This window comes from Butyricimonas faecihominis (assembly GCF_033096445.1).
Classification (GTDB): Bacteria; Bacteroidota; Bacteroidia; order Bacteroidales; family Marinifilaceae; genus Butyricimonas; species Butyricimonas faecihominis.
The window spans coordinates 4424565-4451001 of record NZ_AP028155.1 but is presented as its reverse complement, the minus strand read 5'-3'; the positions used below and the strand labels follow the sequence as shown (position 1 = coordinate 4451001).

23 protein-coding genes are annotated in these 26437 nt (G+C 43.4%); 10 read left to right on the top strand and 13 right to left on the bottom strand.

What is annotated here, in order from left to right:
• Positions 1 to 2: 2 nt before the first annotated feature.
• From R8806_RS18470 to R8806_RS18450, 5 genes are all read right to left on the bottom strand, one after another.
• Complete coding sequence (locus R8806_RS18470) at positions 3 to 839, bottom strand: DUF4843 domain-containing protein (protein ID WP_164719722.1); 837 nt, start codon at positions 837 to 839, stop codon at positions 3 to 5.
• A gap of 13 nt (positions 840 to 852) precedes the next feature.
• Entirely contained in the window at positions 853 to 2343 is a 1491-nt protein-coding gene (locus tag R8806_RS18465; protein WP_151411524.1) for a RagB/SusD family nutrient uptake outer membrane protein, read from the bottom strand.
• 12 nt (positions 2344 to 2355) lie between these two features.
• Positions 2356 to 5640, bottom strand: a complete 3285-nt coding sequence (locus tag R8806_RS18460; RefSeq protein ID WP_124317419.1) for a SusC/RagA family TonB-linked outer membrane protein — start codon at positions 5638 to 5640, stop codon at positions 2356 to 2358.
• Positions 5641 to 5803: 163 nt separating this feature from the next.
• Positions 5804 to 6952 (bottom strand): FecR family protein, encoded by a 1149-nt coding sequence (locus R8806_RS18455; protein WP_164719726.1) that lies wholly within the window; start codon positions 6950 to 6952, stop codon positions 5804 to 5806.
• 97 nt (positions 6953 to 7049) lie between these two features.
• A complete protein-coding gene (locus R8806_RS18450; RefSeq protein WP_151411525.1) occupies positions 7050 to 7613 on the bottom strand; it encodes an RNA polymerase sigma-70 factor in 564 nt (187 codons plus the stop codon).
• A gap of 211 nt (positions 7614 to 7824) precedes the next feature.
• On the opposite strand from R8806_RS18450, the gene R8806_RS18445 reads away from it, so the two are divergent.
• From R8806_RS18445 to R8806_RS18430, 4 genes are all read left to right on the top strand, one after another.
• A complete protein-coding gene (locus tag R8806_RS18445; RefSeq protein WP_241241718.1) occupies positions 7825 to 8424 on the top strand; it encodes a copper resistance protein NlpE N-terminal domain-containing protein in 600 nt (199 codons plus the stop codon).
• Positions 8425 to 8435: 11 nt separating this feature from the next.
• The gene (locus R8806_RS18440; protein ID WP_124317885.1) at positions 8436 to 8816 is read left to right on the top strand and encodes an MmcQ/YjbR family DNA-binding protein; all 381 of its coding nucleotides are present in this window, start codon (positions 8436 to 8438) and stop codon (positions 8814 to 8816) included.
• Between the two features lie 166 nt (positions 8817 to 8982).
• On the top strand, positions 8983 to 9522 hold the full coding sequence (locus tag R8806_RS18435; protein ID WP_087421989.1) for a flavodoxin family protein: 540 nt from the start codon (positions 8983 to 8985) through the stop codon (positions 9520 to 9522).
• Positions 9523 to 9534: 12 nt separating this feature from the next.
• On the top strand, positions 9535 to 11307 hold the full coding sequence (locus R8806_RS18430) for a 1-deoxy-D-xylulose-5-phosphate synthase (protein ID WP_124317884.1): 1773 nt from the start codon (positions 9535 to 9537) through the stop codon (positions 11305 to 11307).
• A 107-nt stretch (positions 11308 to 11414) separates the two neighbouring features.
• Here the strand turns inward: R8806_RS18430 and R8806_RS18425 are convergent, their stop codons facing one another.
• The 6 genes from R8806_RS18425 to R8806_RS18400 all read right to left on the bottom strand — a co-directional run bounded on the left by R8806_RS18425 (position 11415) and on the right by R8806_RS18400 (position 17780).
• The gene (locus R8806_RS18425; protein WP_124317883.1) at positions 11415 to 12188 is read right to left on the bottom strand and encodes a Cof-type HAD-IIB family hydrolase; all 774 of its coding nucleotides are present in this window, start codon (positions 12186 to 12188) and stop codon (positions 11415 to 11417) included.
• A gap of 301 nt (positions 12189 to 12489) precedes the next feature.
• Positions 12490 to 12906, bottom strand: coding sequence for a DUF2721 domain-containing protein (locus tag R8806_RS18420; protein ID WP_124316700.1), 417 nt, complete (start codon positions 12904 to 12906; stop codon positions 12490 to 12492).
• Positions 12907 to 12916: 10 nt separating this feature from the next.
• Positions 12917 to 13753, bottom strand: coding sequence for a patatin-like phospholipase family protein (locus tag R8806_RS18415; protein ID WP_124316699.1), 837 nt, complete (start codon positions 13751 to 13753; stop codon positions 12917 to 12919).
• Positions 13750 to 15252 (bottom strand): glucose-6-phosphate dehydrogenase, encoded by a 1503-nt coding sequence (gene zwf / locus R8806_RS18410; RefSeq protein WP_124316698.1) that lies wholly within the window; start codon positions 15250 to 15252, stop codon positions 13750 to 13752. The genes R8806_RS18415 and zwf overlap by 4 nt, the downstream gene beginning before the upstream one ends.
• Positions 15253 to 15254: 2 nt before the next feature.
• Positions 15255 to 16730, bottom strand: coding sequence for a decarboxylating NADP(+)-dependent phosphogluconate dehydrogenase (gene gnd / locus R8806_RS18405; protein ID WP_124316703.1), 1476 nt, complete (start codon positions 16728 to 16730; stop codon positions 15255 to 15257).
• 141 nt (positions 16731 to 16871) lie between these two features.
• Entirely contained in the window at positions 16872 to 17780 is a 909-nt protein-coding gene (locus R8806_RS18400) for a PLP-dependent cysteine synthase family protein (protein ID WP_124316702.1), read from the bottom strand.
• Between the two features lie 372 nt (positions 17781 to 18152).
• Here R8806_RS18400 and R8806_RS18395 point away from each other — a divergent pair, with 372 nt between their 5' ends.
• The 6 genes from R8806_RS18395 to R8806_RS18370 all read left to right on the top strand — a co-directional run bounded on the left by R8806_RS18395 (position 18153) and on the right by R8806_RS18370 (position 23092).
• Entirely contained in the window at positions 18153 to 19790 is a 1638-nt protein-coding gene (locus tag R8806_RS18395; RefSeq protein WP_124316697.1) for an ABC-F family ATP-binding cassette domain-containing protein, read from the top strand.
• 100 nt (positions 19791 to 19890) lie between these two features.
• Positions 19891 to 20214, top strand: a complete 324-nt coding sequence (locus R8806_RS18390; RefSeq protein ID WP_124316696.1) for an ArsR/SmtB family transcription factor — start codon at positions 19891 to 19893, stop codon at positions 20212 to 20214.
• 93 nt (positions 20215 to 20307) lie between these two features.
• Complete coding sequence (locus R8806_RS18385; protein ID WP_221230327.1) at positions 20308 to 20739, top strand: nitrophenyl compound nitroreductase subunit ArsF family protein; 432 nt, start codon at positions 20308 to 20310, stop codon at positions 20737 to 20739.
• A gap of 6 nt (positions 20740 to 20745) precedes the next feature.
• Positions 20746 to 21453, top strand: coding sequence for an aromatic aminobenezylarsenical efflux permease ArsG family transporter (locus R8806_RS18380; RefSeq protein ID WP_124316695.1), 708 nt, complete (start codon positions 20746 to 20748; stop codon positions 21451 to 21453).
• A 51-nt stretch (positions 21454 to 21504) separates the two neighbouring features.
• Positions 21505 to 21738 (top strand): thioredoxin family protein, encoded by a 234-nt coding sequence (locus R8806_RS18375; RefSeq protein WP_027202052.1) that lies wholly within the window; start codon positions 21505 to 21507, stop codon positions 21736 to 21738.
• Positions 21739 to 21751: 13 nt separating this feature from the next.
• Positions 21752 to 23092 (top strand): permease, encoded by a 1341-nt coding sequence (locus R8806_RS18370; protein ID WP_124316694.1) that lies wholly within the window; start codon positions 21752 to 21754, stop codon positions 23090 to 23092.
• Between the two features lie 91 nt (positions 23093 to 23183).
• Here the strand turns inward: R8806_RS18370 and nagB are convergent, their stop codons facing one another.
• Together nagB and R8806_RS18360 are read right to left on the bottom strand one after the other, a co-directional pair.
• Positions 23184 to 25106, bottom strand: a complete 1923-nt coding sequence (gene nagB, locus R8806_RS18365) for a glucosamine-6-phosphate deaminase (protein WP_164719625.1) — start codon at positions 25104 to 25106, stop codon at positions 23184 to 23186.
• Positions 25107 to 25134: 28 nt separating this feature from the next.
• Positions 25135 to 26319: an ROK family transcriptional regulator gene (locus R8806_RS18360; RefSeq protein ID WP_124316692.1), complete on the bottom strand. Its 1185-nt coding sequence runs from the start codon at positions 26317 to 26319 to the stop codon at positions 25135 to 25137.
• Between the last annotated feature and the right edge of the window lie 118 nt (positions 26320 to 26437).

The following is a 26437-nucleotide window of genomic DNA, read 5'->3' as shown; positions in this document are numbered from 1 at the left end:
AATTATTGATAATCAGAATAATCCACCTCATAATTCGGAGCCAATTGCATATACTTTTCATCCGAATCTTTTACAGGATTTCCCGCATCAGCCTGCTCCTGCAAATAAATTCGCACGGTTCGAGCGAAGAAGGGAAGTCGTGCTGACTGTACTTTATACCCGTACATGTTAGCATTTTGCCAATCCCTTGGGGTTAATCCACACACTTGATTCACCACCTGATACTTTTTGGGTGTCCATTCTCCAAAATAATCTTGTTCCGCATAATTTTTCCAAAAATTGGGCTGCGTGTACATTTCATTAAACGTGAAAACATAACGAATACCACTGATTTGTTCTCCCTTTGCCGTGTAAAGATTCGTGTTTTTATAGGTTTTCAGATAACATTTAAAATGTTCATTCTCTTGCAAACGAAGCACTATTTTCAACGATTTCTCCAGTAGAGTCTCCGTGCGTAGGAGACGAACCGGGACTACCGCATTACTGGTTCCAGCCTTGATAACCAGCGAGTCTAATTCTATCTCGAAATCTATCCCTTCAATAGCTGTCGATTCTTCCATATCAACGACAACCTTAAACGGCCGATCATAATCTACCACTTTCCCCATGGTCAAAACAGGAGCATTTAGTACATGGCTCGTGTAATAAGCATACATCCCGGCAAAAGAAAAATCGGTTGAATCACTATAATATTCCGTCGTACTGCCATAAACGGTACTCGTCAATCTCTGAAAATAAATTCCCGCATCATTACTCGCAAATACTGGAATCTCTTCTTTATCACAACTCCACAAAAAGGGAAATGACATTACCGCAAATAATAAAATTTTCAATTTCATAACTCTTTCTCTTTTAACGATTTTCAATCTCTCCCGTTGGTAACGGAATTGTATATTCAAGATAGTTTGCTCCATTATAATTATATCCCGCCTCATCAATCCACAAATAATCCGTGTTTAACCTCTTGTGCAAAAAGAAGGTTTGTCCTTCTCCCCAGAATTCACGAGCATACTCGTTATTCAATTTCATTCTCAAATCTCTTTCACTATTCACAGTCAAAGAAGGTAAACCGCGTTTAGCTCGTATTTGGCTTAACCATTCATATCCATCTGCCAATTCCGGCTCACATTCCGCCGCAATGTAGTACACCTCACTCAAACGAATCAATGGCATCAACACGGCGTGAAAATATTCTAAATTCTCGTCCGGTTTATCAGGATTTTTCTCATCCTTAGGCTTATCAATCTTTTTATACTTTATAAAGATATCTCCTTGTACACCCACACTAGTCGCTGCCCTCCAATGTGTTTGATAACGATAATCCTGACTCTCGTTTCCAAAAAGACTACTCAATACGAAATTGGCTTTAGGTTGCAAGAAATTGTTTCCGGCAGTTTCGTCATCAAAATAATACGTGTAAATATCAGCTCTAGCTTTATCATAGAATCCCATCAACACTTCAGTAGAGAAAACCCGATCCGGAGTTCTCTGGTTAGCCAACAATTTATTCGGATCTACCGCAGGAAAATGTTTCGCCACATTCTCATCTGTCAACAACTGGTGCGCAGCCTTTAATGCATTCACTTTATCCCCAGCGTATAAATACGCCCTAGCTTTTAACGCCAAAACAGCATAATAATTAAAACGCAATTGACGATAACGCAAATATACCTCTTGATCATCTTCTAAAGAAGCCATAGCTCCTTGTTCTATCACGGGATCATTTCCTTCAAGTAATTGTTCCGCAGCATGAATATCCCGCAACACACGTCCCATGACCGTATCGGCTGATAATATTGGCAACGCCGAAACTTTATCCGATTCATTATATGGAATTGCTTCTGCAGATGGTTCTTTCACATACACAGGTCCAAACAAACGTAACATATCCAAATGCAAGAAAGCACGCAAGGCCAAAGCCTCTCCTGTTAGTACTTTCTTCTCCTGCTCGTTTAACACACCGGTGCTAACCTCCAAGTTTTTAAGCAACACATTACAATTTAAGATTGTGGAATAAGCTGACGACCAAATATTCGATAAATTAGCCTCAACAGTCTCATCCGTGTACTCCGGCTTCACTAAGGCTGTATAATATTTATTCACGGATAACGGCGTATAACGAAAAGCGAGAATATCTATCATCTCGTAAGTAAGATTCTTGCCATACAGTGATGAAGAGGCTAATTTATTATAAATCCCGTTCACGGCAGTGTAGAAACCGCCACGTGTGGCAAAAAGTTGCTCCTCTGATTGTTTATCCTTAGGCTGCACGTCCAAAAAGTCAGAACACCCGCTCCCCAGAAACAACAATAGACTCAAATATATGATAACATGTAATTTCATACCACTTGTTTTTTAAAAATTAAACGATAATCCGGCTTCTAAACTCCGAGCAAAAGGATAGGAAATACCTCTCTCCGACTTAATAGAAGATGCTCTAAATACATCACGCATAGAAACCTGCACTTTCAGATTACTCAAACCTAACTTCTGAATCCAACCATCATAAAACTCGTAACCAAGATAGACAGACTCCAACGTCAACACGTTCTCCTCTTGCACAAATCGAGAAGACATGGGAGTGGATGCCGCATTAGCAATATCCTTAAAACGTACAAGATCACCCGGTTCTTTCCAACGCTCGTAAAGCGCTCGTTTATCTTGATTTTTAGTCAACCCTCCGGTAGAGATATTCTCTACTTTATTGAATAAAGCTTCATTAAACACATCCGCACCCAATTGATAACGAAAATTCAAACTAAATGACAATCCTTTCCAATTCAAAGAAGTCCCAAAAACCCCTTCTATTTTCGGACGAGTATTACCACAAATCACTTCATTATCATACGAAAAATCATACGTGTAATTCCCATTTTTATCGTAGTATAACTCTTTACCGTTAGCCGGATCTATTCCCTCGGATTTTACAGCCCAAATATCATCCGGATCTGCCCCGTCATAATATCGAACCGTGTTAGCTCCCTTGCCACTCGCGTTCAACAACGACAATTTGTCCCCAATCTTGTCAATTCGATTTTTCTGCGTACGTAAGTTAGCACGTACCATCCATGAAAAACGTTTATCGAAATTCTGAATGATATAATAAGAAGCTGTAGCCGTCACACCTTGAGAGGTCTGTTCTCCGGCATTCGTCATATAGGTTGGTGTTCCTGAAGATAGTGGCATCCCTATTCGTATCAGAAGCGGGTCCGTCACTTTATGAAAATAATCAACCGTAATATTTAAACGCTTATTCAACAAAGTAATGTCAATACCCATATTTTTATCTAACGTCGTTTGCCATTTCAAATCAGAATTACCAACTTGATCCAAAACAGCTCCTAAACCGAAATAATTCATTGAACCATATTGAAAAGCATAAGTCAACAACGTTTGAGCTGAATCGTAATTTTGATTTCCAGGATTACCAATAGAAACTCTCAATTTCAACAAATTAATCCAACTAAAGTTATTCTGGATAAATTTCTCTTTGTGCAAATTCCATCCTAAACCGACAGACCAAGTTGTGTTGTATTTTTTAGATGACCCAAACACGGAAGATCCACTACTACGCAAACTAAAATCCATCAAATAACGATCATTAAATGAATACCCCATGTTAAAATAACCATTCAAAGAGCGAGAGACACTCTCGTAAAACGTGGGAATTCCGTTTTCCGGATACCCGTTCGAAAAAGAAGGATAAGTAAAATCTCCATTAGGAAAACCTTGTGCCGAATATCCTTGCACCAAGGACTTACTCATATTGAAATTTCCCCCGGCAACCAAATTGATCCGATGTACTCCTAACATTTTAGCCCATGTTACACTAAGTTCCCCTTCTGTTTGGTTCAACCGGGTATTAGTTGAAGTATATTCACCCTTCTTCAATGCTTCCGTATCTTCGAAACGCGTATCCTCTGGGGAATAAAATACCTCCGCATCATTATTCCCGTAGGTTATACCCAAACGGGCACGTATACGCCATTCTACCGAGGGGAAATATTCTGCCACGAAATAATTGCTTAATGAAACGTTCTTCCCTTCATTGCGACTATTCAGATTAGCATTCCATAACGGATTAAATGCTTCGAAATAATCATTTTTCTCCAACCATTTTTCGACAATCCCGTCTTTATTCCGTTTCTTGAAATAAGGATTTGCTTCCGCATAAACTTGAAAAGGTACAACAGGATTCTCTATATCTGTCACGTTAATCGAAAACTTGTTAGAAAATTGAAACTTTTCCATCCGATAGATTAAATCGATATTGCCACTGATGATTTCACGCAAAGACTCTTTCATCACCCCTGAGATTCCGTTATACCCCACACCCAAGCCAAAAAGAAAACGCCCTTCACCACCTTGCACGTATAAAGAGTGTTTTTGATTTACTCCCGTACGTAATGGTTCTGCCAACCAATAAGTGTTTACCCCACTCTCCACAGCTTCTAATTTCCCGTTATACAATTCATTCAATTCAATCTCTTTTTCTGCACTCCAATTCGCCGGAGAATATCCTCCCGCCAATCTCTCGAATTCCAATTTTTCTCTCGCATTCATCAAATTATAACTACTCAAATCCGGCATTGAAAGATTGAGATTCCCGTTATAACTCACCTGAAGTTCTCCCGATTTAGGTTTCACGGTTTCTACCACCACAACCCCGTTAGCAGCTTTCGATCCATAGATAGCGGTTGAAGCCGCATCCTTTAATATCGTAATAGACTCTATACGATTAATATCCAAATCATTAATTACAGCTAATGACGATTCGAACCCGTCTAAAATAAACAAGGGTTGATTAGGGTCGGCATCCAACTCGTCACGCAGTCCTAACACGCTTGACTTCCCTCGAATCTCCATGTTCGGCAAGCGATTAGGATCCGAACCGAATTGATTATCTTCCAAGATCGCAAAAGCCGGATCAAGCGTTTTCAAACTCTGTAAAATATTTTGGGAACCCATCGTTTTCAACTCTGCAGCAGTATAAGTAGAAGCCGATCCCGTAAAACTTTCCTTTTTACGAGTAAAGATACCAGTGACCACAACATCTTCTAACGCCACTTTCTCTTCTTGCATCGTAATTTTTAACTCTTGATGATATTCACCAACTTTAAACTTAGGAATTGCTACATGTTGAGTTTCCATTCCGATAAAAGAAAATACTAAAACCACCGAATCCTTGGGAAGTACTAACGAAAACTCACCATTAGCATCCGTGGCCACTCCTATCGTCGTTCCCTTAATCAAGATAGCAACCCCCGGTAAAACTTCCCCACTTTGGTCTATCACTTTCCCCGTAATTTTAAATTCCTGCTTTTTATCCGGAGATTTACTTTGCACTTTTATCAAAATGATTCCTCCTTCAAGCAAATCCCATGAAAATCCTCTATCCAAAAGCAACTTATCCAACACCTTATCTACAGGTTCATCCTTCACGTTCACGCTCATTTTTCCCAGATCCCTACATTGTTCTTCATTATACACGAAATCATATTTCGTTTGACGTTTGATCTCCCGAAACACTTGTTCTGCAGATACATCCTTCAGGTTCAAGGATACCTTTTCCTGTGCCGCTACCCCAATGGCAGCCACTTGTAACACACTGACAAGAATCAATACGATATTCCATCTCATAACCCTCAAAATTTTTCTATTCCGATATTTCGGAAAAAGAAGTAAATACCACTTTTTTTTCATAACTTTGAATTACTTTAATTTATAAATTCTCTTCTATTGGCAATTCCCGTTGCATATGAAGAGTGTAAAAGCGGAAGGTGTTCCCGCACCTTCCGTTTATTTATTTCATATATAATATCAATTCTCGACCATTCAGCTTGTAATTTACATTTACAGACGAAGTTAACGCTTTCAATATAATAGAAAAATTCGCATGTCGTTTGATATCTCCAGTAAAATGAAGATTTCTTATAGACTCATCTTGAAATTCAACACTTACATCATACCAACGAGCCATGACATCCATTATTTTCTCCAAACTTTGATTTTTGAATAAGAAATGTCCCTCTTTCCAAGTCACGTAAGGCAAAATATCCACTTCTCTCACTTCTATCGTTTTATTTTTTCGATCATAACGAGCCAATTCATTCGGCTTAACTTCCCACTCTTGAGTATCACCCGCCATCTGGAGCCCAACACGCCCTTTCACAAGAACTGTTTCTATATAATCTTTGTCATAAGTACTTACATTAAAAGAAGTTCCCAGCACCCTTACTCGTACTTGTTCTGCATTCACAACAAACGGTCTTTGCGGATCTGTTATCACTTCAAAAAAAGCCTCTCCCCTTAACTCTACTTCTCGAGAAGTTGCACTGAAACTTACCGGATAACGAAGTTCACTATCAGAATTCAAATATACTACAGTTCCGTCTGAAAGTTTCAAACAATATTCTCCCCCTCTCGGAATCTTTAATACATGATAATATCCCGATGCTAATTCCTTTATCGAATCACCATACTTCAATTGATTATTTGAAACAATAATTCCCTGCTCAATAGACATTCGAACAGAATCTGAAAGTTCTATCTCCTTCCCATTTTCCATAAGTAGTGTTGCCTTATGACTTCCCGGTAATATTGTTTGAATCGCAATCGGAACAACTTCCTGTTCACCTTTCTTAATAAATAAAGAAACACAAATTACCAATAACAAAACAGCTGCCGCCCCCCAATGGAAAAATCTTATAAATCTTTTCTTCTTCCGAAGAATGCTGTTTTCACGAATGCGTCCCCATAAAACAGAATTTTTCTCTTCACCTTTAATAAAGACACCCAACTCTTCATCTATATATTCATCATTCTGTAGACGCATAAAAAGAGTTTCATGCATTGGAGAATCGGCTCGCCATTGATTTAGTTCTTGACGCTCAAAATCAGATAACTCACCTCGTATACTCTTGTACAAAAGTTCTGCAATATGATGTTCCAAATGAAAGTTCATACCTTATTTTTACAACTAAAACACTTGAATCATCATTTGGTGTATAATCAAATTCAAAAAAAAATATTACTTTTTCGAAATAATCTTATAAATAATTGTTATTCAGAAATAAAAGGAAAAGATTAAAATCTTTAATCCGGTTACGCATGTAATGATTAGCGTTATTCTTGTATTTTTTCACCGTATTAATAGATATATGAAGTTGTTTAGCTATTTCTTCGTGTTTTTTTCCCTCCAAACTGAGCTGGTACACTTCTTTACAAGCAGGAGGTAATTCATCGAAAATACGATGTAACATTTCGAACAGCTCTGCTTCAATTACATTTTCAAGAAAACTTTCCGAAGGTTCTTCCACAAACCCTTCTACATATTTCTGCTTAATTTTCTCATGACGAAGATTGTTCAAACAACGATTTTTAACACCTGTATATAGAAAGCTTTTTATCGCAAGTTCATTATTAAACTTTTTCCTATTTTCCCAAAGAGACACGAAAGTATCTTGAAGAATATCCTCGATCACCCGCTCTTCAGGTAAGAATTTATTTCCAAAATAACGCAAAGTAGAAACATACTTTTCATAGATTTCTTTAAAGGCAGACTCTTTCCCATCAATAAAATCCTGGATTATATTTTCTTTTGCTTGAAACATTATTCTTTGGTACTTTTCAACGTTTTAAATATAGATATAAAATTTTATAACCATCAAAAAAGAGAACAATTTTGTTTTTCATATTCTTCTATACTCCTATTTTTAAAAGTATTCTTATGATCCATATATCACCATGTGGTATAAAATTTGCTCGATTGAATCAAAAACAACATACATGAAAAATACATCCATCATTCTGGCAGCCCTGACAATGATCTGTTGCTCTCCTGCCTCAAAAGAACACCAGACAAAAGGCATCGTGTGTGATGCCACAATGAACACGATTTCCATCGTAACAGCAAACAAGGACACCTTATCTTTCAGCACACTAGATGCCGATAAGAGTCACGTCACCGGGTTGCTGTTAAACGACACCGCCGAGATTTTTTATAAAGGGAAATACACAGCAGGGATGTCCGCAACAAAGCTCATCGTGTACAAAAATCAAGCATTGGGAGCATTACAAACAAGAACTTACGAGGGGACCTTACCCGCAGCTTCTTGTTCTGGCATTCGTTATTCCTTAACGATACAAAATCAAGAACATAGTGGCAACGGGACATTCACGTTAACGATGACTTATATCGAAGCGGAAAACGGAAAAGATGCCATTTTTAATTACAAGGGAAAAAGATTCACACAACGCGGAGATGCTACCAATAATGATGCTATTGTATGGCAATTGGTTGCGGATAACGGAAAAGACATTTTCAACTTCTTGCGTGAAGACGAAAAGACCCTTACTCTATTAAATGACAAATTCGAAAAGAGTGAGACGGGATTGAATTATAGCTTGAAACTTGTAGAATAATCTTGTCAAATATGAATATCGAAGAATTCAGAGAATATTGCTTATCCTTAAAAGGGGTACACGAGAAGATGCCCTTCCCGAATGTTCCCGATAAATACAGCCAAGACGTCCTATGTTTTTACGTGGCAAGCAAATGGTTCTGCTTTGTAAATATCGAAGTATTTGATTTTTGCTGTATTAAATGCGCCCCGGACAAAAGAGAAGAGTTACAAGCCACATACTCGGGCATAAAACCCGGATGGCACATGAATAAAAAACACTGGATCAGCGTTTATTTTAACCAAGACGTGCCGGACAAGGAAATCAAAGAGCTGGTCAAAAAATCCTACGACATTGTAGCTAAAAGCCTGACAAAGAAAGAACAGGAGGCATTAGCAAATTCTGAGGAATAAAATCTTTCTATTCCTCCCCTCCTTCTCTACCGCAAATAACAAAATCTGTAATTTTGGTACGTATCCCCGTAATTTATATACAAACGGGATAGGGAATGCGATGTAATTTTGTAGCATAAAATTACGAGTACAACATACTAGAATAATCATTATAAAAAATCATATTATGGCAAAAAGAATTTTAATCCTTTCTTCCAGTCCTCGAAAAGGCGGAAACTCCGACACCTTGTGCGACGAATTTCTGCGGGGAGCTAAAGAAGCGGGAAATGACGTTGAAAAGATTTTCTTACGAGATAAAAAGATTAATTACTGCACGGGATGCAGCACGTGTAGCCTGCATCATAAACCTTGCCCGCAAAAGGATGATGCCGCGGAGATCATTGACAAGATGGTGGCTGCAGATGTTATTGTCATGGCGACACCCGTCTATTTCTACACGATGAGTGCCCAGATGAAAACCTTGATTGACCGATGCTGTGGTCTCTACACGGAAATGAACGACAAAGAGTTCTATTTTATCGTCACGGCGGCAGAAGATGATAAAGAAAAAATGATGCGCACCGTGGACACGTTCCAAGGATTTCTTGATTGTCTGGAGAATCCTACCATCAAAGGGGTGGTCTTCGGACTAGGCGTATGGCACGTCGGAGAAATCAAAGGGAACCCGGCCATGCAGGAGGCATACGAAACAGGAAAACGAGTATAAATTTATAAAACTATGTATCTAGAAAACATTAACTCCCCGGAAGACGTGAAACGTCTTTCCATCGAAAATTTAAATATACTGGCGAATGAAATTCGCCACGCTTTACTAACCAAACTAAGCGCTCATGGCGGACATATCAGTCCTAACCTAGGAATGGTGGAGGCCACGATAGCCCTACACTACGTGTTCAACTCGCCAGTGGACAAAATCGTGTATGACGTGTCGCACCAAAGTTACGCTCACAAGATGTTAACCGGACGTAAGGATGCCTTTCTTCACGCAGAAGAGTACGACGAGGTAACCGGTTATACCAACCCACGGGAAAGCAAGCACGATTTCTTCACGATCGGTCACACGTCAACTTCCGTGAGCCTTGCCTGCGGGTTAGCCAAAGCCAGAGACCTGAAGGGAGATCGTGAAAATATTATCGCCGTGATCGGTGACGGTTCTCTAAGTGGTGGAGAGGCCTATGAAGGATTAAGTAATGCGGGAGAAACAGGTACCAATTTGATCGTGGTAGTCAACGACAATGAAATGTCTATTGCCGAAAATCATGGTGGTTTGTACCAAAACTTGAAAGCCTTGAGAGACTCTGACGGGCAAGCGCCTTGCAATTTTTTCAAGTCTCTCGGGCTTGATTACATCTACGTGAAAGACGGTAACGACATTACCGCTTTGATACACGCCTTCACACGGGTAAAAGACGTTTCTCATCCCGTGGTCGTGCATATCCACACGCTAAAAGGGAAGGGATACACTCCTGCGGAAACCTACAAAGAAAGATACCACTGGGGTATGCCGTTCAACCTAGAGACCGGACAACCGTTATCTGACGGGGGAAACACGGAAGATTATTGCAATCTGACAGGAAAATTCCTGCTGGAACAAATGCAAAAAGACCCTACCGTGGTGGCTATTTCCTCGGGAACACCCGCGGTAATCGGTTTTAATCCCGAACGCAGACAACAAGCCGGAAAACAATTTGTAGATGTGGGGATCGCCGAGGAACATGCCATGGCTCTTGCATCCGGAATCGCAGCTAATGGCGGGAGACCCGTGTACGGTGTTTACAGCACGTTTATCCAGCGGTGCTATGACCAATTGTCACAAGATCTGTGTATCAACCGGAACTCGGCAGTCATTTCGGTATTTCTTGGAGGTTCTGCCGGAATGAATGATGAAACTCATCTCGGATTCTTTGATATTCCACTTATCAGCAATATACCGAATATCGTGTACTTGGCCCCGACTTGCAAAGAGGAATATTTCGCCATGCTGGAATGGGGCATCAAACAAACAACGCACCCTGTTGCCGTTCGTGTTCCGGGGCCGGTTGTCATCGAAAGAGGTGAGACCTTTGACACGGATTACAGCGAACTAAACCGTTATAAAATTACCTGTCAAGGAGAACGGGTGGCCATCATCGCACTTGGAAATTTCTACCCGCTGGGAGAGTCCGTGTGTCGAAAGTTACAAGAGGCAACCGGAGTCCAAGCCACACTGATCAATCCTCGTTATATCACGGGACTTGACAAACAGATGCTGGAAGATTTAAAGGCTAATCACCAGCTGGTGATCACGCTGGAAGACGGTGTGCTGGATGGCGGTTTCGGGGAAAAGATTGCCCGCTATTACGGGGATTCCGAGATGAAGGTCAAGAACTACGGTCTGAAGAAAGAATTTGCCGATCGCTTTGTTCTGGAAGAACTGTTAAAAGAAAATCATTTGACAGACACGCAGATCACGAATGAAATTCGGGAAATCATAGATAAAAAACAAGACTAAATCTATACTACCCCCTCCAACTCCCCCTTGCACAGGGGAAGAGCCGATTACCAAGCGATTTCTCCCCCTGTGCAAGGGGGAGTTAGTGGGGGTAGTTATTTAAACAACTAAATCACCCCAAAATGCCGTAAAGCCTTTTCAATTCCACCCTCATCCACGGAATCGGTAACATAATCCGCTGCCAGCTTTACTTCATCTTCCGCATTTCCCATAGCCACCCCGATCCCGACATGTTTCAACATGAGAACATCATTCCCTCCATCTCCGAAAGCCATTGATTCCTCCAACGATATTCCAAAATAATCCAACATTTTATCTACCCCCACTTGCTTACTACTTCCTTTCGGAATAACATCCGAAAACAATGGATTCCACCGGGTTGCCTCACAATGAGGCATGGCAGCCATAATCGCTTTCTCCTGTTCTTTCGTGAAAAATGCCACCAACTGGAAAACCTCTCCTTCGGCAGCCTCTCGTAAGGGCAGGACAGGCGGTTGCGGGAAGTTCAGTAAACGAAAAATCTCGTTCGTCCGTTCGTTCGTGTAATTGATATAAAATGCATTTTCATGAACAAAGATACAGGGAAAACTCTCTTGCTCTTCCATATATCGCACCAAAGAAACCATATCTTCCGATGGCATACTATGTTTATAAATCACTTGCTCCCCCACAATACAATACCCTCCGTTTAAAGTAACATAACCGTCAAATTGCAGGTCTTCTAAATTATTAATAGCCAACAATTGCCTCCCACTCGCGATTAATACCCGAATACCTTTGGCACGTAAAATAGCAATCGCTCTCTTCGTAGAATCCGGAACCCGATGGGTCTTAAAGCTAACCAACGTCCCGTCAATATCAAAAAATACAGCTTTTATCATATCATCCTAATTTCGATTCAAAAATACAGATTTACACAACAACCCCATTGACCTAAATCAAAATTTATAGAAAGAAGAAAACAGTCGGGAATGATATGGTATTAGAGAAGGCAGTGTTTCTATTTTGGTGTGATGATCTGCCGGACCGACTGTTTTCTGTATGTAGAATTCAAGTTCTTTCAGAATGCAAATATACAAATAATTTACAATATTGCATTATTTTAATCCAAAATTACAAGTCAAATACTACAACATCTCTTATCGATCCTACATCTGTTATCTATTCCTCCATCCCCGCAAACTACTTTTGTTTCTCGCTCTCCTTTTCCGCCTCCACGTTATCCAGCCTAAATTCCAACGCCTTCACCGAGATCAATATCTCTTTCACGGAAATTCCCAATGAAATCACTAACAGCAACAAAGCTACTCCGAACGTGTAAATCGCCAAAGTTTGTAACCCAATATAAATAAAGAAAGTACAAACCACGCAAAGCAACAAACTGATCACCCCGTAAATTTGCATCGACCGAGCCATATAAAGCCGCTTTCGTAAATTATCCAGTTGCAATTTGGTCATCGCACTCGGCCGATTCTCATGTTCACCCTTCAAATTCCGGATCACTTGGGCATACGCCAAAAAACGATTCGTATAAGCCAGCATGATCAACGATATCGCCGAGAATAAAATAGAAGGTGTTGTCAATGTAAGCTCTTCCATAACCGCAATATTAAATACTAAATACTTTACGGGCACATTCGTACCCTTGATTATACAAGTCCGTTAATTTCGTCACGTCTTGTTCGATCCGATCCACCTCCAACGGTTTCTCCGGACGAATCAAAATTACTTTTTTCTCCCGTTCCAACTGTTCCAAAAAATCAAGAGTCTCGTTATAACGTTTATTCTTTATCCTCAAGCTCTCCCGTAATGCCGGATATTTACGATACATGAACCAAGGCAATGATTTCTCTTTTTCATCTTTCCGGTAACCTTTATTACGAGTTAGGATCACCACGTTACGATCGAACCCGTCGGCTATTGCTTTCCGGATCGGAATGGCATCACAGATTCCCCCGTCCAGCATGGGTTCCCCGTCCACGTAAGAGACCGGACAAACAAAAGGCAGACTGCAAGAGGCCCGACAAATATTCAGCAAACGTACCGGATCATGCTTTTCCTCGAAATAATTCGCCTCTCCCGTCCTGCAATTACTCGTCACCATCACGAAACGCTCTGGGGAGGCAAAGTAAGTATCATAATCGTACGGGATAATCCGGGTCGGGAATTCATCAAAAATAAGGTCAAAATCCATGATACTCCGTTTCGTGAAAAAATAACGGAAACCGATATAATGGTACTTATCCAACAAATCAATATTACACGTCTTTGCCCGTCCCCGCTGACGGGAGGCATAGGAAAGCCCGTTACACGCCCCGGCAGAAACTCCGATCGTGTAAGGGAAATAAACCTTTTTATCCATCAAGAAATCTAACGCCCCGGCAGTAAATACGCCTCTCATTCCACCACCTTCAAGTACTAATCCCGCATGTGCATCTAATATCATAACCAACAAACATTTTTATCTTCTTTCGAAACAGGTGGAGCCACGTCCCACACATCACTCAAATCCGGCCCCTCACTTCCGGCGGTATACGTTCGCAAATGCTCTCCCGGATGTTCCCGCCAATAGTTCACGATCGGATCGATAAACTTCCAACTAGCTTCCAAGGCATCATCCCGCGTGTAAAGCATCGAATCTCCCTGCATGGCATCCAGCAACAAACGCTCGTAGGCTCCCGGCAGATAATTGTTACAAAGCGAGGCATACAGGAAATCCATCCCCACCTGTTTCACCGTAAAGCCGCCCCCCGGCATTTTCAACCCAAACTTCAACATCACCCCTTCATCTGGTGTCATACGAATAATCAACTGGTTACAAGACGAACCCTCGCATTGTCCCTGAAATAACTTGTGCGGCGTGGACTTGAAATGAATCACCACCCCGGAACGCTTGTCTTTCAAACGTTTACCCGTATATATATAAAACGGCACATGACTCCACCGCCAGTTGTCAATAAAAACTTTCAACGCCACGTAAGTCTCCATATCGGAATTCGGGGCAACATCTTTTTCCTGCAAATATCCAACCACAGGCTGCCCTTTCGATTCTCCGGCCACGTATTGCGCCCGGACAACATTGCGGGGAATATCCTCCCCTTTCCATTGGCGAAGTGAACGTAACACCTTTACTGTCTCGTCCCGAATCACCTCCGGTTCCATCGTCGCCGGGGATTCCATAGCCACGAAAGCCAACAACTGCATCAGATGGTTCTGCACCATATCCCGCAAAGCTCCCGTTGTCTCGTAATATTTCCCCCGGTTCTCGATTCCGAGCGATTCCAAAGCGTATATCTCCACGTAATCCACGTAGTTCCGGTTCCACAAGGACTCGAATATCTCGTTCGCAAAACGCAAAACCAATATATTCTGTACCGTCTCCTTCCCCAAAAAGTGGTCTATTCGATAAATCTCCTGTTCACAGAATACCTGCAACAAGGATTGATCCAATTCTTTCGCAGTCTCTAAACTCGTCCCAAAAGGTTTCTCCACCACAATCCTGTGCCACCCGCCCCGTTCCTTAACACCAAACAAGCAACTTCTCCCGATATATTTCGTGATTGCCTGTTGGGAATTCGGAGGGGTTGCCAGATAATATACCACCCGCATCGGGATGGCATTTTCCTCCATCAAAAACATCACCCGCTCTCCCAACTCGTCAGCACCTTCCACGGGATCAAAAGGTTGGTAGTACACTTTCTGCAAGAAACGATCCACCTCTTCCCCGTTCAATCCCTTCTCCCCTTTCAACTCCTGCAACATCAAACGGATAGACAAACGGAACTCGTCATCGCTCATGGATTTCCTCGAAGTTCCCAAAATAACAAAACGTTCCGGCAACATCTGCCGCACGTGTAACTCGTATAAAGAAGGCATCAACATTCGTTTGGTTAAATCACCCGATGCCCCGAATATGACTAATACCTGATCCTCCGGTCTATTCATAATTACACATTATAAGTTCCTGAAACCGTCTTTCCACCTTTTCCCGTCCAGTCGGTATGGAAAAACTTACCCCTCTCGGCATCCGTACGTTCGTAAGTATGCGCCCCGAAATAATCCCGTTGCGCCTGTATCAGATTCGCCGCGGAAGTAAAATTACGTAACCCGTCAAAATAACTCAATGCCGAGAAGAAACAAGGTGCCGCGATACCATTAAACACGCAGTCCACGACCATCCCCCGTAAAGCCGGCAAGGCATTTTCCATTCTCTCGTGGAAAAAAGCATCGAATAACAGATTCTGCAATCCCGGGCTCTTCGTGAATGCTTGAGTAATCCTCTCCAAGAATACAGAGCGAATGATACATCCCTTTCTCCATATTTTAGCGATAGTCCCGTAATCCAGATTCCAACCATTTCGCTCGGAGGCCCTGCGCATCAAGGAAAATCCCTGCGCGTAAGAGATCAGTTTCGCCGCGTACAAGGCATCCCTCACCGCCTCGATTCCGGAAGTGTTCAAGGTAATGCAAGCCTCCATATCCCCCACTTTACCCGAGGGGTACTGCACGGACGCTCTCTCTCTTTCGTTCACCAAAGACGACATGAAACGGGCAAACACTGCCTCCGACACCAGCGTCAACGGGTCCCCCTCATCCAAGGCCGCCATCACACTCCATTTTCCCGTTCCCTTCTGCCCGGCCACATCCAGTATGTGATCCAGCAAATAGTCACCGTTCTCTTCCTTGTAATGCAGAATATGTGAAGTAATCTCGATCAAAAAGCTATTCAGTTCTCCCCGGTTCCACAACTCAAAAATATCTCCCAACCCGTCGTTATCCAACCCGGTTCTTTTCTTCAACATGGAATACGCCTCCGCGATCAGTTCCATATCCCCATACTCGATCCCGTTATGTACCATCTTCACGTAATGCCCTGCCCCGCCGGGACCGATCCATTCGCAACAAGGAGAACCGTCTTCCAGTTTTGCCGCAATCGACTGTAATATATCTTTCACCAGTGGCCAAGCCGTCACGGAACCACCCGGCATGATAGAAGGCCCGTTCAACGCACCCTCCTCTCCTCCGGAAATTCCGGCTCCAATAAAATAGAGGCCTTTCTCTTCCAGCATTTTCACCCGACGTTCCGTATCATGGTAATCCGAATTTCCCCCGTCAATAATAACGTCCCCGGGAGAAAGCCACGGGAGTAATTGCCCGATCAACTCGTCAACCGGGTCCCCGGCCTTCACCATTAACATGATCTTCCGCGGCAGGCGTATGGACTCCACGAACTCTTCAATCGTGTAGGTCCCGTGGAAACGCTTTCCCTTTCCTCGCCCTTCCACGAAACGGGTTACCACGCTCTCCCGATCCGGGTGAACCCGGTTGTAAACAGAAACCGTGTACCCTTTACTTTCCAAGTTCAGAGCCAAATTCTCACCCATTACCGCCAATCCGATCAATCCTATATCTGATATTTCCATCATAACAATAATTTATTCGTAACTCTATTGTACGACTATTCCTTTTAATTTGTTCTTAAATATTATAACAAAATTTACACTCGCAGAACATCCTACAAAAAGAGAGCCAAAATTGATCGGTAAACAGAAAATCCCTGACGCTTAATAATCTACCAAATTCCCGAACATCGAGGTACTCAGATACTTTTCTGCCCTATCGGGGAAAATAACCACAATGTTACCCGTATCTATCTGTTCCGCAGTTTTCAGCGCAGCCACCATGGCAGCCCCGCTACTCATCCCGGCAAAAATACCTTCCCGGACAATAATCTCACGAGCCATGGCAATAGCCTCCTCGCTCTCCACCATTACCTGTATATCTATCCGGGAGGGATCGTAAATAGCCGGAACAATCGCCTCTTCCATATTCTTTAGACCTTGAATGTAATGCCCTTTCACGGGATGCGCGGACACGACTTTTATATCCGGCTTACATCTTTTCAAGAAACGGGATATTCCCATGATTGTCCCCGACGTTCCCAAGGCACTCACCAAGTAATCAACCTCCCCCTCCATCTGTTGCCAGATCTCGATGGCCGTGTTCTCGTAATGTGCCTGATAATTCCCGGCATTACTGAACTGGTCGGGCATAAAATATTTTCCGGGGTTTTCTTCCACAAGTTGATGCGCCTTCCGGATAGCCCCATCCGTCCCCTCCGCCGCTGGAGTCAGAATGACCTTGCCCCCGTACGAACGGATAATCTTTCTCCGCTCCACGGACACCGCCTCACTCATCACGATCTCCACGGGATAACCTTTCACGATACCGATAATAGCCAAACCAATCCCCGTGTTCCCGGAAGTCGGTTCGATAATGGTTTTACCGGGCATCAAACGCCCCTCCCGTTCTGCCTGTTCGATCATCTGCAAGGCGATACGATCTTTAATACTACCCGTGGGATTAAATCCCTCCAACTTGGCGTAAATATTCACGTTCGGATTCTGGCCCAAACGATTAATACGTACCATAGGTGTATGCCCTATGGTTTCAAGAATGTTCTTCTTTACCAACATGATTATTTTTGATTTATGATTCACGATTTTAAATTACACTCTCCACCCGCCAGTTTGAATACACCAAACCTACCGGAGAGACAATCACTGCCTATCGAAAAACGTTTATAGAAATATAAATGGCAGGATTAAAGACAACAACAGCAACAACAAGCACGGCCCATTCCTTTGAAAGATTCAAAGTTCGTTCCCCTCACTTGAAATTGACGATTAGAAATAAATGTTGTCTTCATAAACTTCAGATTTATAATTTATCAAACGACTTGTAATCGTTCATATCGCAAATATAAACAAATTATCTTATCTTCGCACCGCTATTTGAAAATGTAAATTCATTTTCAATTTTCAACTTTCAATTTTCAATTAAATATGATTTCAGTAGACGGATTAACAGTAGAATTTGGAGACAGAGCGCTTTTTAAAGATATTTCATTTGTTATTAACGACAAGGACCGGATTGCCCTCATGGGAAAGAACGGGGCAGGTAAATCCACGTTATTAAAAATTCTGGCGGGAGAACGCCAAGCCTCCCGGGGAAATATCTCTTACCCGAAGGAAACTGTTATTGCTTACCTACCGCAGCATTTAATGACCCATAACGAAAGAACCGTTTTCGATGAAACGGCACAGGCATTCGCCCACCTTTTCGAGATGGAGAAAGAGATTGAACGGTTGAATCAACAACTCACCGAAAGAACGGACTACGATTCTCCAGAGTATTACAAACTCATTGAAGACGTATCCGCCCTCAGCGAGAAATTTTATAGCATCGACTCCACGCATTACGAGGCGGATGTTGAAAAGGTATTGTTGGGTCTCGGATTCCAACGGGAAGATTTCAACCGCCCGACAGCCGATTTCAGTGGAGGTTGGCGCATGCGTATCGAGTTGGCTAAAATGTTGCTTAAAAACCCGGACGTGTTGCTACTTGACGAGCCTACCAACCACCTTGACATTGATTCGATTCAATGGCTGGAGGATTTTCTCGTGAATAACGGAAAAGCTGTCGTCGTGATCTCCCACGACCGGACATTTGTTGACAACATCACCACCCGAACGATCGAGGTCACCATGGGCCGTATTTACGACTACAAGGTAAATTACTCCCAATACCTCGTACTACGCCAAGAACGACGCGTACAGCAACAAAAGGCCTACGACGAACAGCAAAAGATGATCGCCGAGACGAAAGAATTTATCGAGCGTTTTAAGGGAACCTATTCCAAGACCTTACAGGTACAATCCCGCGTGAAAATGTTGGAGAAACTGGAAATATTGGAAGTTGACGAGGAAGACACTTCCGCACTGAGACTGAAATTCCCGCCCGCCCCGAACTCAGGTAAATACCCGGTGATCGCGGAAGAGCTTACGAAAGACTATGACGGACACATCGTGTTCCAAGATGCCCACTTCACGATTGAGAAGGGAGAGAAAGTCGCTTTCGTCGGTCGTAACGGGGAAGGAAAGTCCACGCTAGTAAAATGTATCATGGGTGAAATTCCCTATAACGGAAAACTGACATTAGGCTATAACGTGAAGATTGGCTATTTCGCCCAAAACCAAGCCTCTCTCATGGACGAAAGCCTTACCGTTTTCCAGACCATCGACGACGTAACTCCCATGGAGCTGAAACACAAAATCAAGGATATGCTGGGAGCTTTCATGTTCAGCGGTGACGACATCGACAAAAAGGTGAAAGTCCTGTCCGGTGGAGAGCGTACCCGATTGGCCATGATCAAGTTGTTGCTCTCTCCCGTGAACCTGTTGATTCTCGACGAGCCGACCAACCATCTCGACCTCCGTACCAAGGACATCCTGAAAAATGCCTTGAAAGAGTTCGATGGCACCTTGATCGTCGTGTCTCATGACCGTGATTTCCTCACCGGACTCGTCCACAAGGTCTACGAATTCGGTAACAAGAAAGTAAAAGAACACTTAGAAGACATCCAAGGTTTCTTGCGGAAAAAGAAAATGGAAAACCTCCGGGAGATCGAACGTAAAAGCTGATTAGCAAGTCCATTTATTGTAATAATAAAAAAATATTATCCATTCGTTTTGCTTGAATTAATATTATTCGTAATTTTACGAACAATAAATAAAGCTAAGAATGGAAACGAAAGAATACACCATAGATCAAGAGCAACTCGCCCGTTTCGCAAAAGCGATGGGGCATCCGGCACGAATCGCCATACTCAACTTTCTGGCCCAACAGAATTGTTGTTTTTTCGGTGACATCCATGAGGTCTTACCCATATCGAAGGCCACCGTTTCCCAGCATTTGAAAGAGTTAAAAGATTCTGGACTAATTCAAGGTTCCATCGAGCCTCCCAAAGTTCGATACTGCATTAATCGAGAGAACTGGGCCATCGCCAAGAATTTATTCGTACGCTTGTTTGATCATGACAACACGGAAAAAAGTAGTTGTTGTTAGTAACAACTATTTTATTAGCTATATTGTTCGTAGTTTGACGAAATACAAACACAATAAATTAATATCAATAACAATCAATTAAATTAAAACGTTATGAAAGTAATTCTACTGTTAACAATGTGTCTAAGCCTTTTCGCATGTGGCAACAAAAACACAAAAGGCAGCAAAGCCCAAGAACAACAACCACCAAAAGATCATGTGGAAGTTCTCTATTTCCATGGCAAGCAACGCTGTATAACCTGTGCGGCAATCGAAAAAAATACCAAAGAAACGGTGGAAACCCTATTTGCCGACGAACTGAAAGACGGCAGCCTAGTATTCAAATCCATTGACATCTCTCAATCTGAAAATGAAGAGATCATCAACAAATACGAGGTCACGTGGTCTTCACTCTTTATCACGAAATGGAAAAATGGCAAGGATTCCACCGAGAACCTAACCGAATATGCTTTTGCAAAGGCTCTTTCCGCTCCAGATACATTCAAGGCAAACGTGACCCAAAAGATTCGGCAACTACTAAAATAAACATCTATGGAATGGTTACAATCTTTATTGGATAGTAGCACCACCCCGGCTTTGACCGCCTTCTTGCTAGGACTACTGACGGCCATTTCCCCTTGTCCTCTGGCGACCAATATTGCCGCCATCGGCTTTATTGGAAAAGACATCGAGAACCGCCACAGGATATTTCGAAACGGCTTGCTCTACACGCTGGGACGTGTCATGGCCTACACGCTCCTAGGCATTATCCTCATCTTAATTTTGGAAGAAGGTTCAAGCCTGTTTGGTATCCAAAAATTTATCGGCAAATACGGAGAAATGCTACTCGGACCCGCACTATTATTCATCGGGTTATTCATGCTGTTCGGTCACAAATTCAACCTGCCGTCATTCGGTTTCAAAGGTAATGGAGAGGGATTAGCCCGTCGGGGCGGATGGGGAGCCTTGCTACTCGGGATATTATTCGCCATGGCGTTCTGCCCCACGAGCGGCGTTTTCTATTTCGGCATGTTGATCCCGATGTCCGCGACATCGGCAGGTGGTTACTTACTTCCCGTTCTCTTTGCCATAGCAACCGCATTACCCGTATTGGCCACAGCTTGGATTCTGGCTTTCAGCGTACAGCATATCGGCAATTTTTACGGTAAGATAAAAACCATACAAAAATGGTTGAATTGGATCGTAGGCGGGTTATTCACCGCCATCGGGTTATACTACTGTCTGGTTATAAATCTCTAAGTTTTTCACACGAACAACGTTCGTAACATAACGAATTAAATAAATTAAATCATGGAAATAAAAGTTTTGGGATCCGGTTGCGCCAAATGCAAGACAACCTATGAAATGATCGAAAAGATCGTGAAAGAGAATCAACTCGATGCAACACTTTCAAAAGTGGAAGACATTGTTGAATTACTGAATTATGGCATCATGACAACCCCTGCCATCGTCGTCGACGGAGAAGTCAAACTCAAAGGTCACGTTCCCACGGAGAGCGAAATCAAAAAGATTCTCGGTATTTAATAACCTTTTCGTCATGAACAACAAGAAAGAATTGACCATCCTGTTTTGGATGATTGCTATTTTCGCAATGGTCTTCTTCATGCCGCTCGGCAATGAGCGGTTCATGACCGCCATTGATGCCACGCTCGACCTTGCCAAATGGTACGCGCAAGAACACGTGGTGCTATGCCTGCTCCCCGCATTCCTCATCGCGGGAGTCATTGCCGTATTCGTCAGTCAGGGAGCGGTACTCAAATACTTCGGGGCAAACGCCAAGAAATGGTTATCCTACACGATAGCCGCCATCTCCGGTGGAATTCTGGCTGTTTGCTCTTGTACAATCCTACCGTTATTTACAAGCATATACAAACGCGGAGCCGGACTAGGCCCGGCCATTGCTTTCCTCTATTCCGGCCCGGCGATCAGTATTTTATCAATTATCCTAACGGCTCGCATCTTGGGCGTGGAGATGGGTATTGCCCGTATCGTCGGAGCCATCACATTTTCCATTATCATCGGTCTTCTCATGTCATTCATTTTCCGCAAGGAAGAAAAAGCCAAAAAAGAGGAACAAATGAACATCACCCCACCACCGGAGAAACGCCCGATGTGGCAAACTTCATTTCACTTTTTCACGATGGTACTCATCCTTGTCTTCGCCAATTGGGGAGCCCCTGCCGCATCTGACAAAGGATTATGGTTTTATGTATTTACCTATAAGTGGTACATCACGGGAATCCTCGCCTTATTCTTTTGCTGGTCACTCATCCGAATTCTAAAGTTACCTATCACATGGGTATTACTTAGTGCGATCGCAACGGCACTTTCCGCCTTTCTCGCCAACACGTTTATCACTGATGCCAAGCTGGTTCCTTTGCTCCCAATGATTATAGGAATCACGTCATTATCCGTGATACTACTTTTTGACAAACGGGATGATGAAAACCGGGAATGGGCCTTTTCCTCATGGGGATTTGCAAAACAAATCCTACCACTATTGGCAATTGGAGTTGTTTTCGCTGGATTCCTATTAGGTTCAACACATGATGACACGGCTATCGCCGGGATCATTCCCAATCATTGGATCGAGTGGGCTGTAGGCGGAAATTCACTGCTTTCGAACTTTTTCGCCAGTTTCACGGGTGCATTCATGTATTTCGCCACCCTGACCGAGGTGCCGATTATCCAAGGTCTGCTTGCCTCTGGCATGGGTAAAGGTCCCGCTCTAGCATTATTACTGGCCGGGCCATCCTTATCCTTACCGAATATGCTGGTTATTCGTGGCGTCATGGGAACCCAAAAGACAATCGTGTATGTTGCTCTCGTTATCATCATGGCAACCGTATCAGGTTACATCTTTGGCTCGTTCTTTTAAAACTTGAAACCCGCAACTCGCCATAGGCGAAAAAAGAAACGGGGTCTAAAAACAGACCCCGCTCCAGCAAAAAAAATATAAAACACAACATTTATTTCCTATGCTTATAGCGCACGAAGACCTCCATCGCCTCGTACTCCGCCATTCCCAACTTGTTATACAAGTCGGCCGTGTTACGGTTACGGTCTTCGGCTCGCTGCCAGAACTCGCGAGGATCATCTCCCGGGTATGCCGGTCCGTTATTCTGTGAACCGTGTCGGTAAATCGCTTGTCGTTTGATGGATAACTCCGACGGGCTTACCGGCACCGCCATATCCACCTTCTCGATCTCCCACTCCAACCAAGCCCCGCGGTACAACCACACGTAACAATCCTTGAACCAGTCATCCTCACATACGACGTCAAAAGCCTGCATGATCGCATCCAGACAAACACTATGCGTTCCGTGCGGATCGGCCAAGTCTCCGGCAGCATAAATCTGGTGAGGTTTCACCTCCCTCAACAGATTCACGATAATATCAATATCTTCTTTTCCCAACGGGTTCTTTTTCACGGAACCCGTTTCATAGAAAGGCAAATTCAAAAAATGTACTCTCTCCGAGGGGATACCCATAAACCGACAAGCGGCCAAAGCCTCTGCCGCCCGCAAGGCCGTCTTGAACTTCAACACCTCTTTAGGTTCACTTCCCTCCGGTTTCAGATTCCGAATTGTCTCTTTCACCTGCTTGTATCCCTCGCCGGACACTCCCATATTTTGGGCAAACAAATCGGCAATATCCATCATCTCGTACAGGTAATCATCAAACACGGCGATATTCCCGGACGTTTGGTAAACCGCATGCACCTCATGTCCCTGTTCCACCAAACGGGCCTCCGTACCTCCCATCGAGATCACGTCATCATCCGGATGCGGGCTGAAAATCAACACCCGTTTCGGGTAAGGATTCGCTCTCTCCGGACGGGTTGAATCATCCGCGTTAGGTTTCCCTCCCGGCCACCCGGAAATGGTGTGCTGCATATCATTAAACACGGCAATATTCACCTTGTTTGCAGAACCGAACTTCTCGATCAGATCGCTCAAACCGTTATCTTGATAATCTTTATCTTCGACTTTTAAAATGGGCTTTTTCAACTTCTGGCACAACCGGATCACCGCTTTACGAATCAGCTTATCATCCCAATCCACCTTGCTCACCAACCACGGGTAATCCGCCCGTGTCAATTCGCTAGCCGCACTCTCATCAATAATAAATTGCACGTTAGAATGCATCTGCAAGAAAGTTGCCGGAACCGAATCTGACACCCGTCCTTCCACGGTAGCCTTGATAATCGGAGCCTTTTTCTCTCCCCACGCCATCAGAATCACTCTCCGGGCCTGCATAATCGTCCCGACTCCCATCGTGATTGCTTTCGTGGGTACCAGATTCCTACTTCCGAAATCCTTTATCGCGTCTTTTATCGTCAAGTCATTCAAGAACACCTTCCGGGTCTGGGACGTGATAAAAGACCCCGGCTCGTTAAAACCGATATGTCCCGTACGTCCGATACCCAATATCTGGAGGTCAATTCCCCCGGCAGCATCGATCGCCTTCTCGTAATCCCGACAGAATTTATCTATCTCATCCCCTTCCAGCGTTCCGTCCGGGATATGAATATTCTTCGGGTCAATATCTATATGATCAAACAAATGGTGGTGCATGAAATAATGGTAGCTCTGCTCCGACTCTTTCGGCATCGGCAGATACTCGTCCAAATTGAACGTAACCACGTTACGGAAAGAAACGCCTTCTTCCCGGTGCAGCCTCACCAGCTCTTGATACAACTTGATCGGGGAAACCCCGGTCGCCAAACCTAAAACGCACTTTTCACTGCTAGCCGCTTTCGTTTGTACCAAATCCACAATCTCACGGGCAACGGCCTTCACAGCCTCGTCCGCTGTTTCATAAATCTGAACAGGAATCTTCTCGAACCTGTTGGCACCCTCACCCTTAGCGATGTAGTTTTTAGTAATCATCATATTTTTATCTTTAATTTTTTCCTTGTTAATAAAGCGAGTACCCGCATTCCGTGTCATCATACAAATGTTCCATGACCATCATCAACGTACCCAATATCGCCGAATAAACGCCCAGATTACTCATCTTCAACTCGCAATGTCCTCGCATACGAGCCAAAGCGTACTTATTTATTGCCTGTTGAACCGGGACCAGCATCAAATCGCCCGCTTGCACGATCTCCCCACCGATGACTACCATGTCCGGGTTAAACAAATGTACCATCGTGGCTATTCCCTCTCCCAGCTTCTCTCCCGCACGATGCAAGAGGTCGATAGCCGAAATATCATCTTTCCGAGCCGCCTCGATAATATCCTGTAACGGCTTGCCTGCCACCTTCTCGATAGCCCGTCCCGAAGACACGGTTTCCAAGCAACCGATCTTTCCGCAATGACATGGAGCCTCCAGCCCTGAAATACGGATATGCCCGAACTCTCCCGCCATACCAATTCCCCCGCGATATAATTTCGAATTCAGGATCATCCCCAAACCAATACACTCGTTCACGCTAATACACAAAACGTTATTCACGTCTTTGGCTACCCCAAACGTGTGTTCCGCCATGGCCATCACGTTAGAATCGTTATCAATAAATACCGGGATTTGCAGCATTTCCTCCAAAATACTCTTTATACCCGGTTGTTCATACGTCAAATAAGTATACGAAGTTCCCTCCCGATCGATCAATCCCGGAAGAGCGAAACCCGCCATCTTGATCTTTGCCCGATCTATATTCAAATGCCCGATCGTCTCGTCAATCTTCTCCCGCACGTAACGGAGAGTCGCCTCATCATCCTGCTCTTCCAAAATCGAGGGATATTCCAGAATACCCTCAATCGGCTCATTCTTCAAATTGAAGATAGCCACCCGCAGGTACTCCCTACCAATATCCACTCCTAATATATACGCGGCATCCGGATTTAATGAAAACACGTGAGGACGTTTACCCCCGATCGAATTTCCGCATCCCCGGTCAATCACCCATCCCTCTTCGATCAACTCTTCAATCATGCGACTAACCGTCGGCGTGGTCACGTTTGTCAGGCGACAAATCTCAGGCTTGGACAACTCTCCCATCCGGTAAAGAAACCCGATAATTGCTTTCTTCTGCAAGTACCGTTTCTCCTTCAATCCCGGTAGTGAACCTTTATTTATGGTATTCGAGTCATTCATAGCTCTCCGTTTTTCAAAAAGAATCGTGTTTATTTCATCACAAATATACGAATACTTTCTAAAATATTTACGTAAGTCATACTAAAAATGAAAAATATTTTCATTACAAACTCTATTT

What these genes read in the sequence shown, in the direction of transcription:
- R8806_RS18470 (WP_164719722.1), bottom strand. Translation starts at nt 839, where the DNA reads ATGAAATTGAAAATTTTATTATTTGCGGTAATGTCATTTCCCTTTTTG.
- R8806_RS18465 (WP_151411524.1), bottom strand. Translation starts at nt 2,343, where the DNA reads ATGAAATTACATGTTATCATATATTTGAGTCTATTGTTGTTTCTGGGG.
- R8806_RS18460 (WP_124317419.1), bottom strand. Translation starts at nt 5,640, where the DNA reads ATGAGATGGAATATCGTATTGATTCTTGTCAGTGTGTTACAAGTGGCT.
- R8806_RS18450 (WP_151411525.1), bottom strand. Translation starts at nt 7,613, where the DNA reads ATGTTTCAAGCAAAAGAAAATATAATCCAGGATTTTATTGATGGGAAA.
- R8806_RS18445 (WP_241241718.1), top strand. Translation starts at nt 7,825, where the DNA reads ATGATCTGTTGCTCTCCTGCCTCAAAAGAACACCAGACAAAAGGCATC.
- R8806_RS18440 (WP_124317885.1), top strand. Translation starts at nt 8,436, where the DNA reads ATGAATATCGAAGAATTCAGAGAATATTGCTTATCCTTAAAAGGGGTA.
- R8806_RS18435 (WP_087421989.1), top strand. Translation starts at nt 8,983, where the DNA reads ATGGCAAAAAGAATTTTAATCCTTTCTTCCAGTCCTCGAAAAGGCGGA.
- R8806_RS18430 (WP_124317884.1), top strand. Translation starts at nt 9,535, where the DNA reads ATGTATCTAGAAAACATTAACTCCCCGGAAGACGTGAAACGTCTTTCC.
- R8806_RS18425 (WP_124317883.1), bottom strand. Translation starts at nt 12,188, where the DNA reads ATGATAAAAGCTGTATTTTTTGATATTGACGGGACGTTGGTTAGCTTT.
- R8806_RS18420 (WP_124316700.1), bottom strand. Translation starts at nt 12,906, where the DNA reads ATGGAAGAGCTTACATTGACAACACCTTCTATTTTATTCTCGGCGATA.
- R8806_RS18415 (WP_124316699.1), bottom strand. Translation starts at nt 13,753, where the DNA reads ATGATATTAGATGCACATGCGGGATTAGTACTTGAAGGTGGTGGAATG.
- zwf (WP_124316698.1), bottom strand. Translation starts at nt 15,252, where the DNA reads ATGAATAGACCGGAGGATCAGGTATTAGTCATATTCGGGGCATCGGGT.
- gnd (WP_124316703.1), bottom strand. Translation starts at nt 16,730, where the DNA reads ATGGAAATATCAGATATAGGATTGATCGGATTGGCGGTAATGGGTGAG.
- R8806_RS18395 (WP_124316697.1), top strand. Translation starts at nt 18,153, where the DNA reads ATGATTTCAGTAGACGGATTAACAGTAGAATTTGGAGACAGAGCGCTT.
- R8806_RS18390 (WP_124316696.1), top strand. Translation starts at nt 19,891, where the DNA reads ATGGAAACGAAAGAATACACCATAGATCAAGAGCAACTCGCCCGTTTC.
- R8806_RS18385 (WP_221230327.1), top strand. Translation starts at nt 20,308, where the DNA reads ATGAAAGTAATTCTACTGTTAACAATGTGTCTAAGCCTTTTCGCATGT.
- R8806_RS18380 (WP_124316695.1), top strand. Translation starts at nt 20,746, where the DNA reads ATGGAATGGTTACAATCTTTATTGGATAGTAGCACCACCCCGGCTTTG.
- R8806_RS18375 (WP_027202052.1), top strand. Translation starts at nt 21,505, where the DNA reads ATGGAAATAAAAGTTTTGGGATCCGGTTGCGCCAAATGCAAGACAACC.
- R8806_RS18370 (WP_124316694.1), top strand. Translation starts at nt 21,752, where the DNA reads ATGAACAACAAGAAAGAATTGACCATCCTGTTTTGGATGATTGCTATT.
- nagB (WP_164719625.1), bottom strand. Translation starts at nt 25,106, where the DNA reads ATGATTACTAAAAACTACATCGCTAAGGGTGAGGGTGCCAACAGGTTC.
- R8806_RS18360 (WP_124316692.1), bottom strand. Translation starts at nt 26,319, where the DNA reads ATGAATGACTCGAATACCATAAATAAAGGTTCACTACCGGGATTGAAG.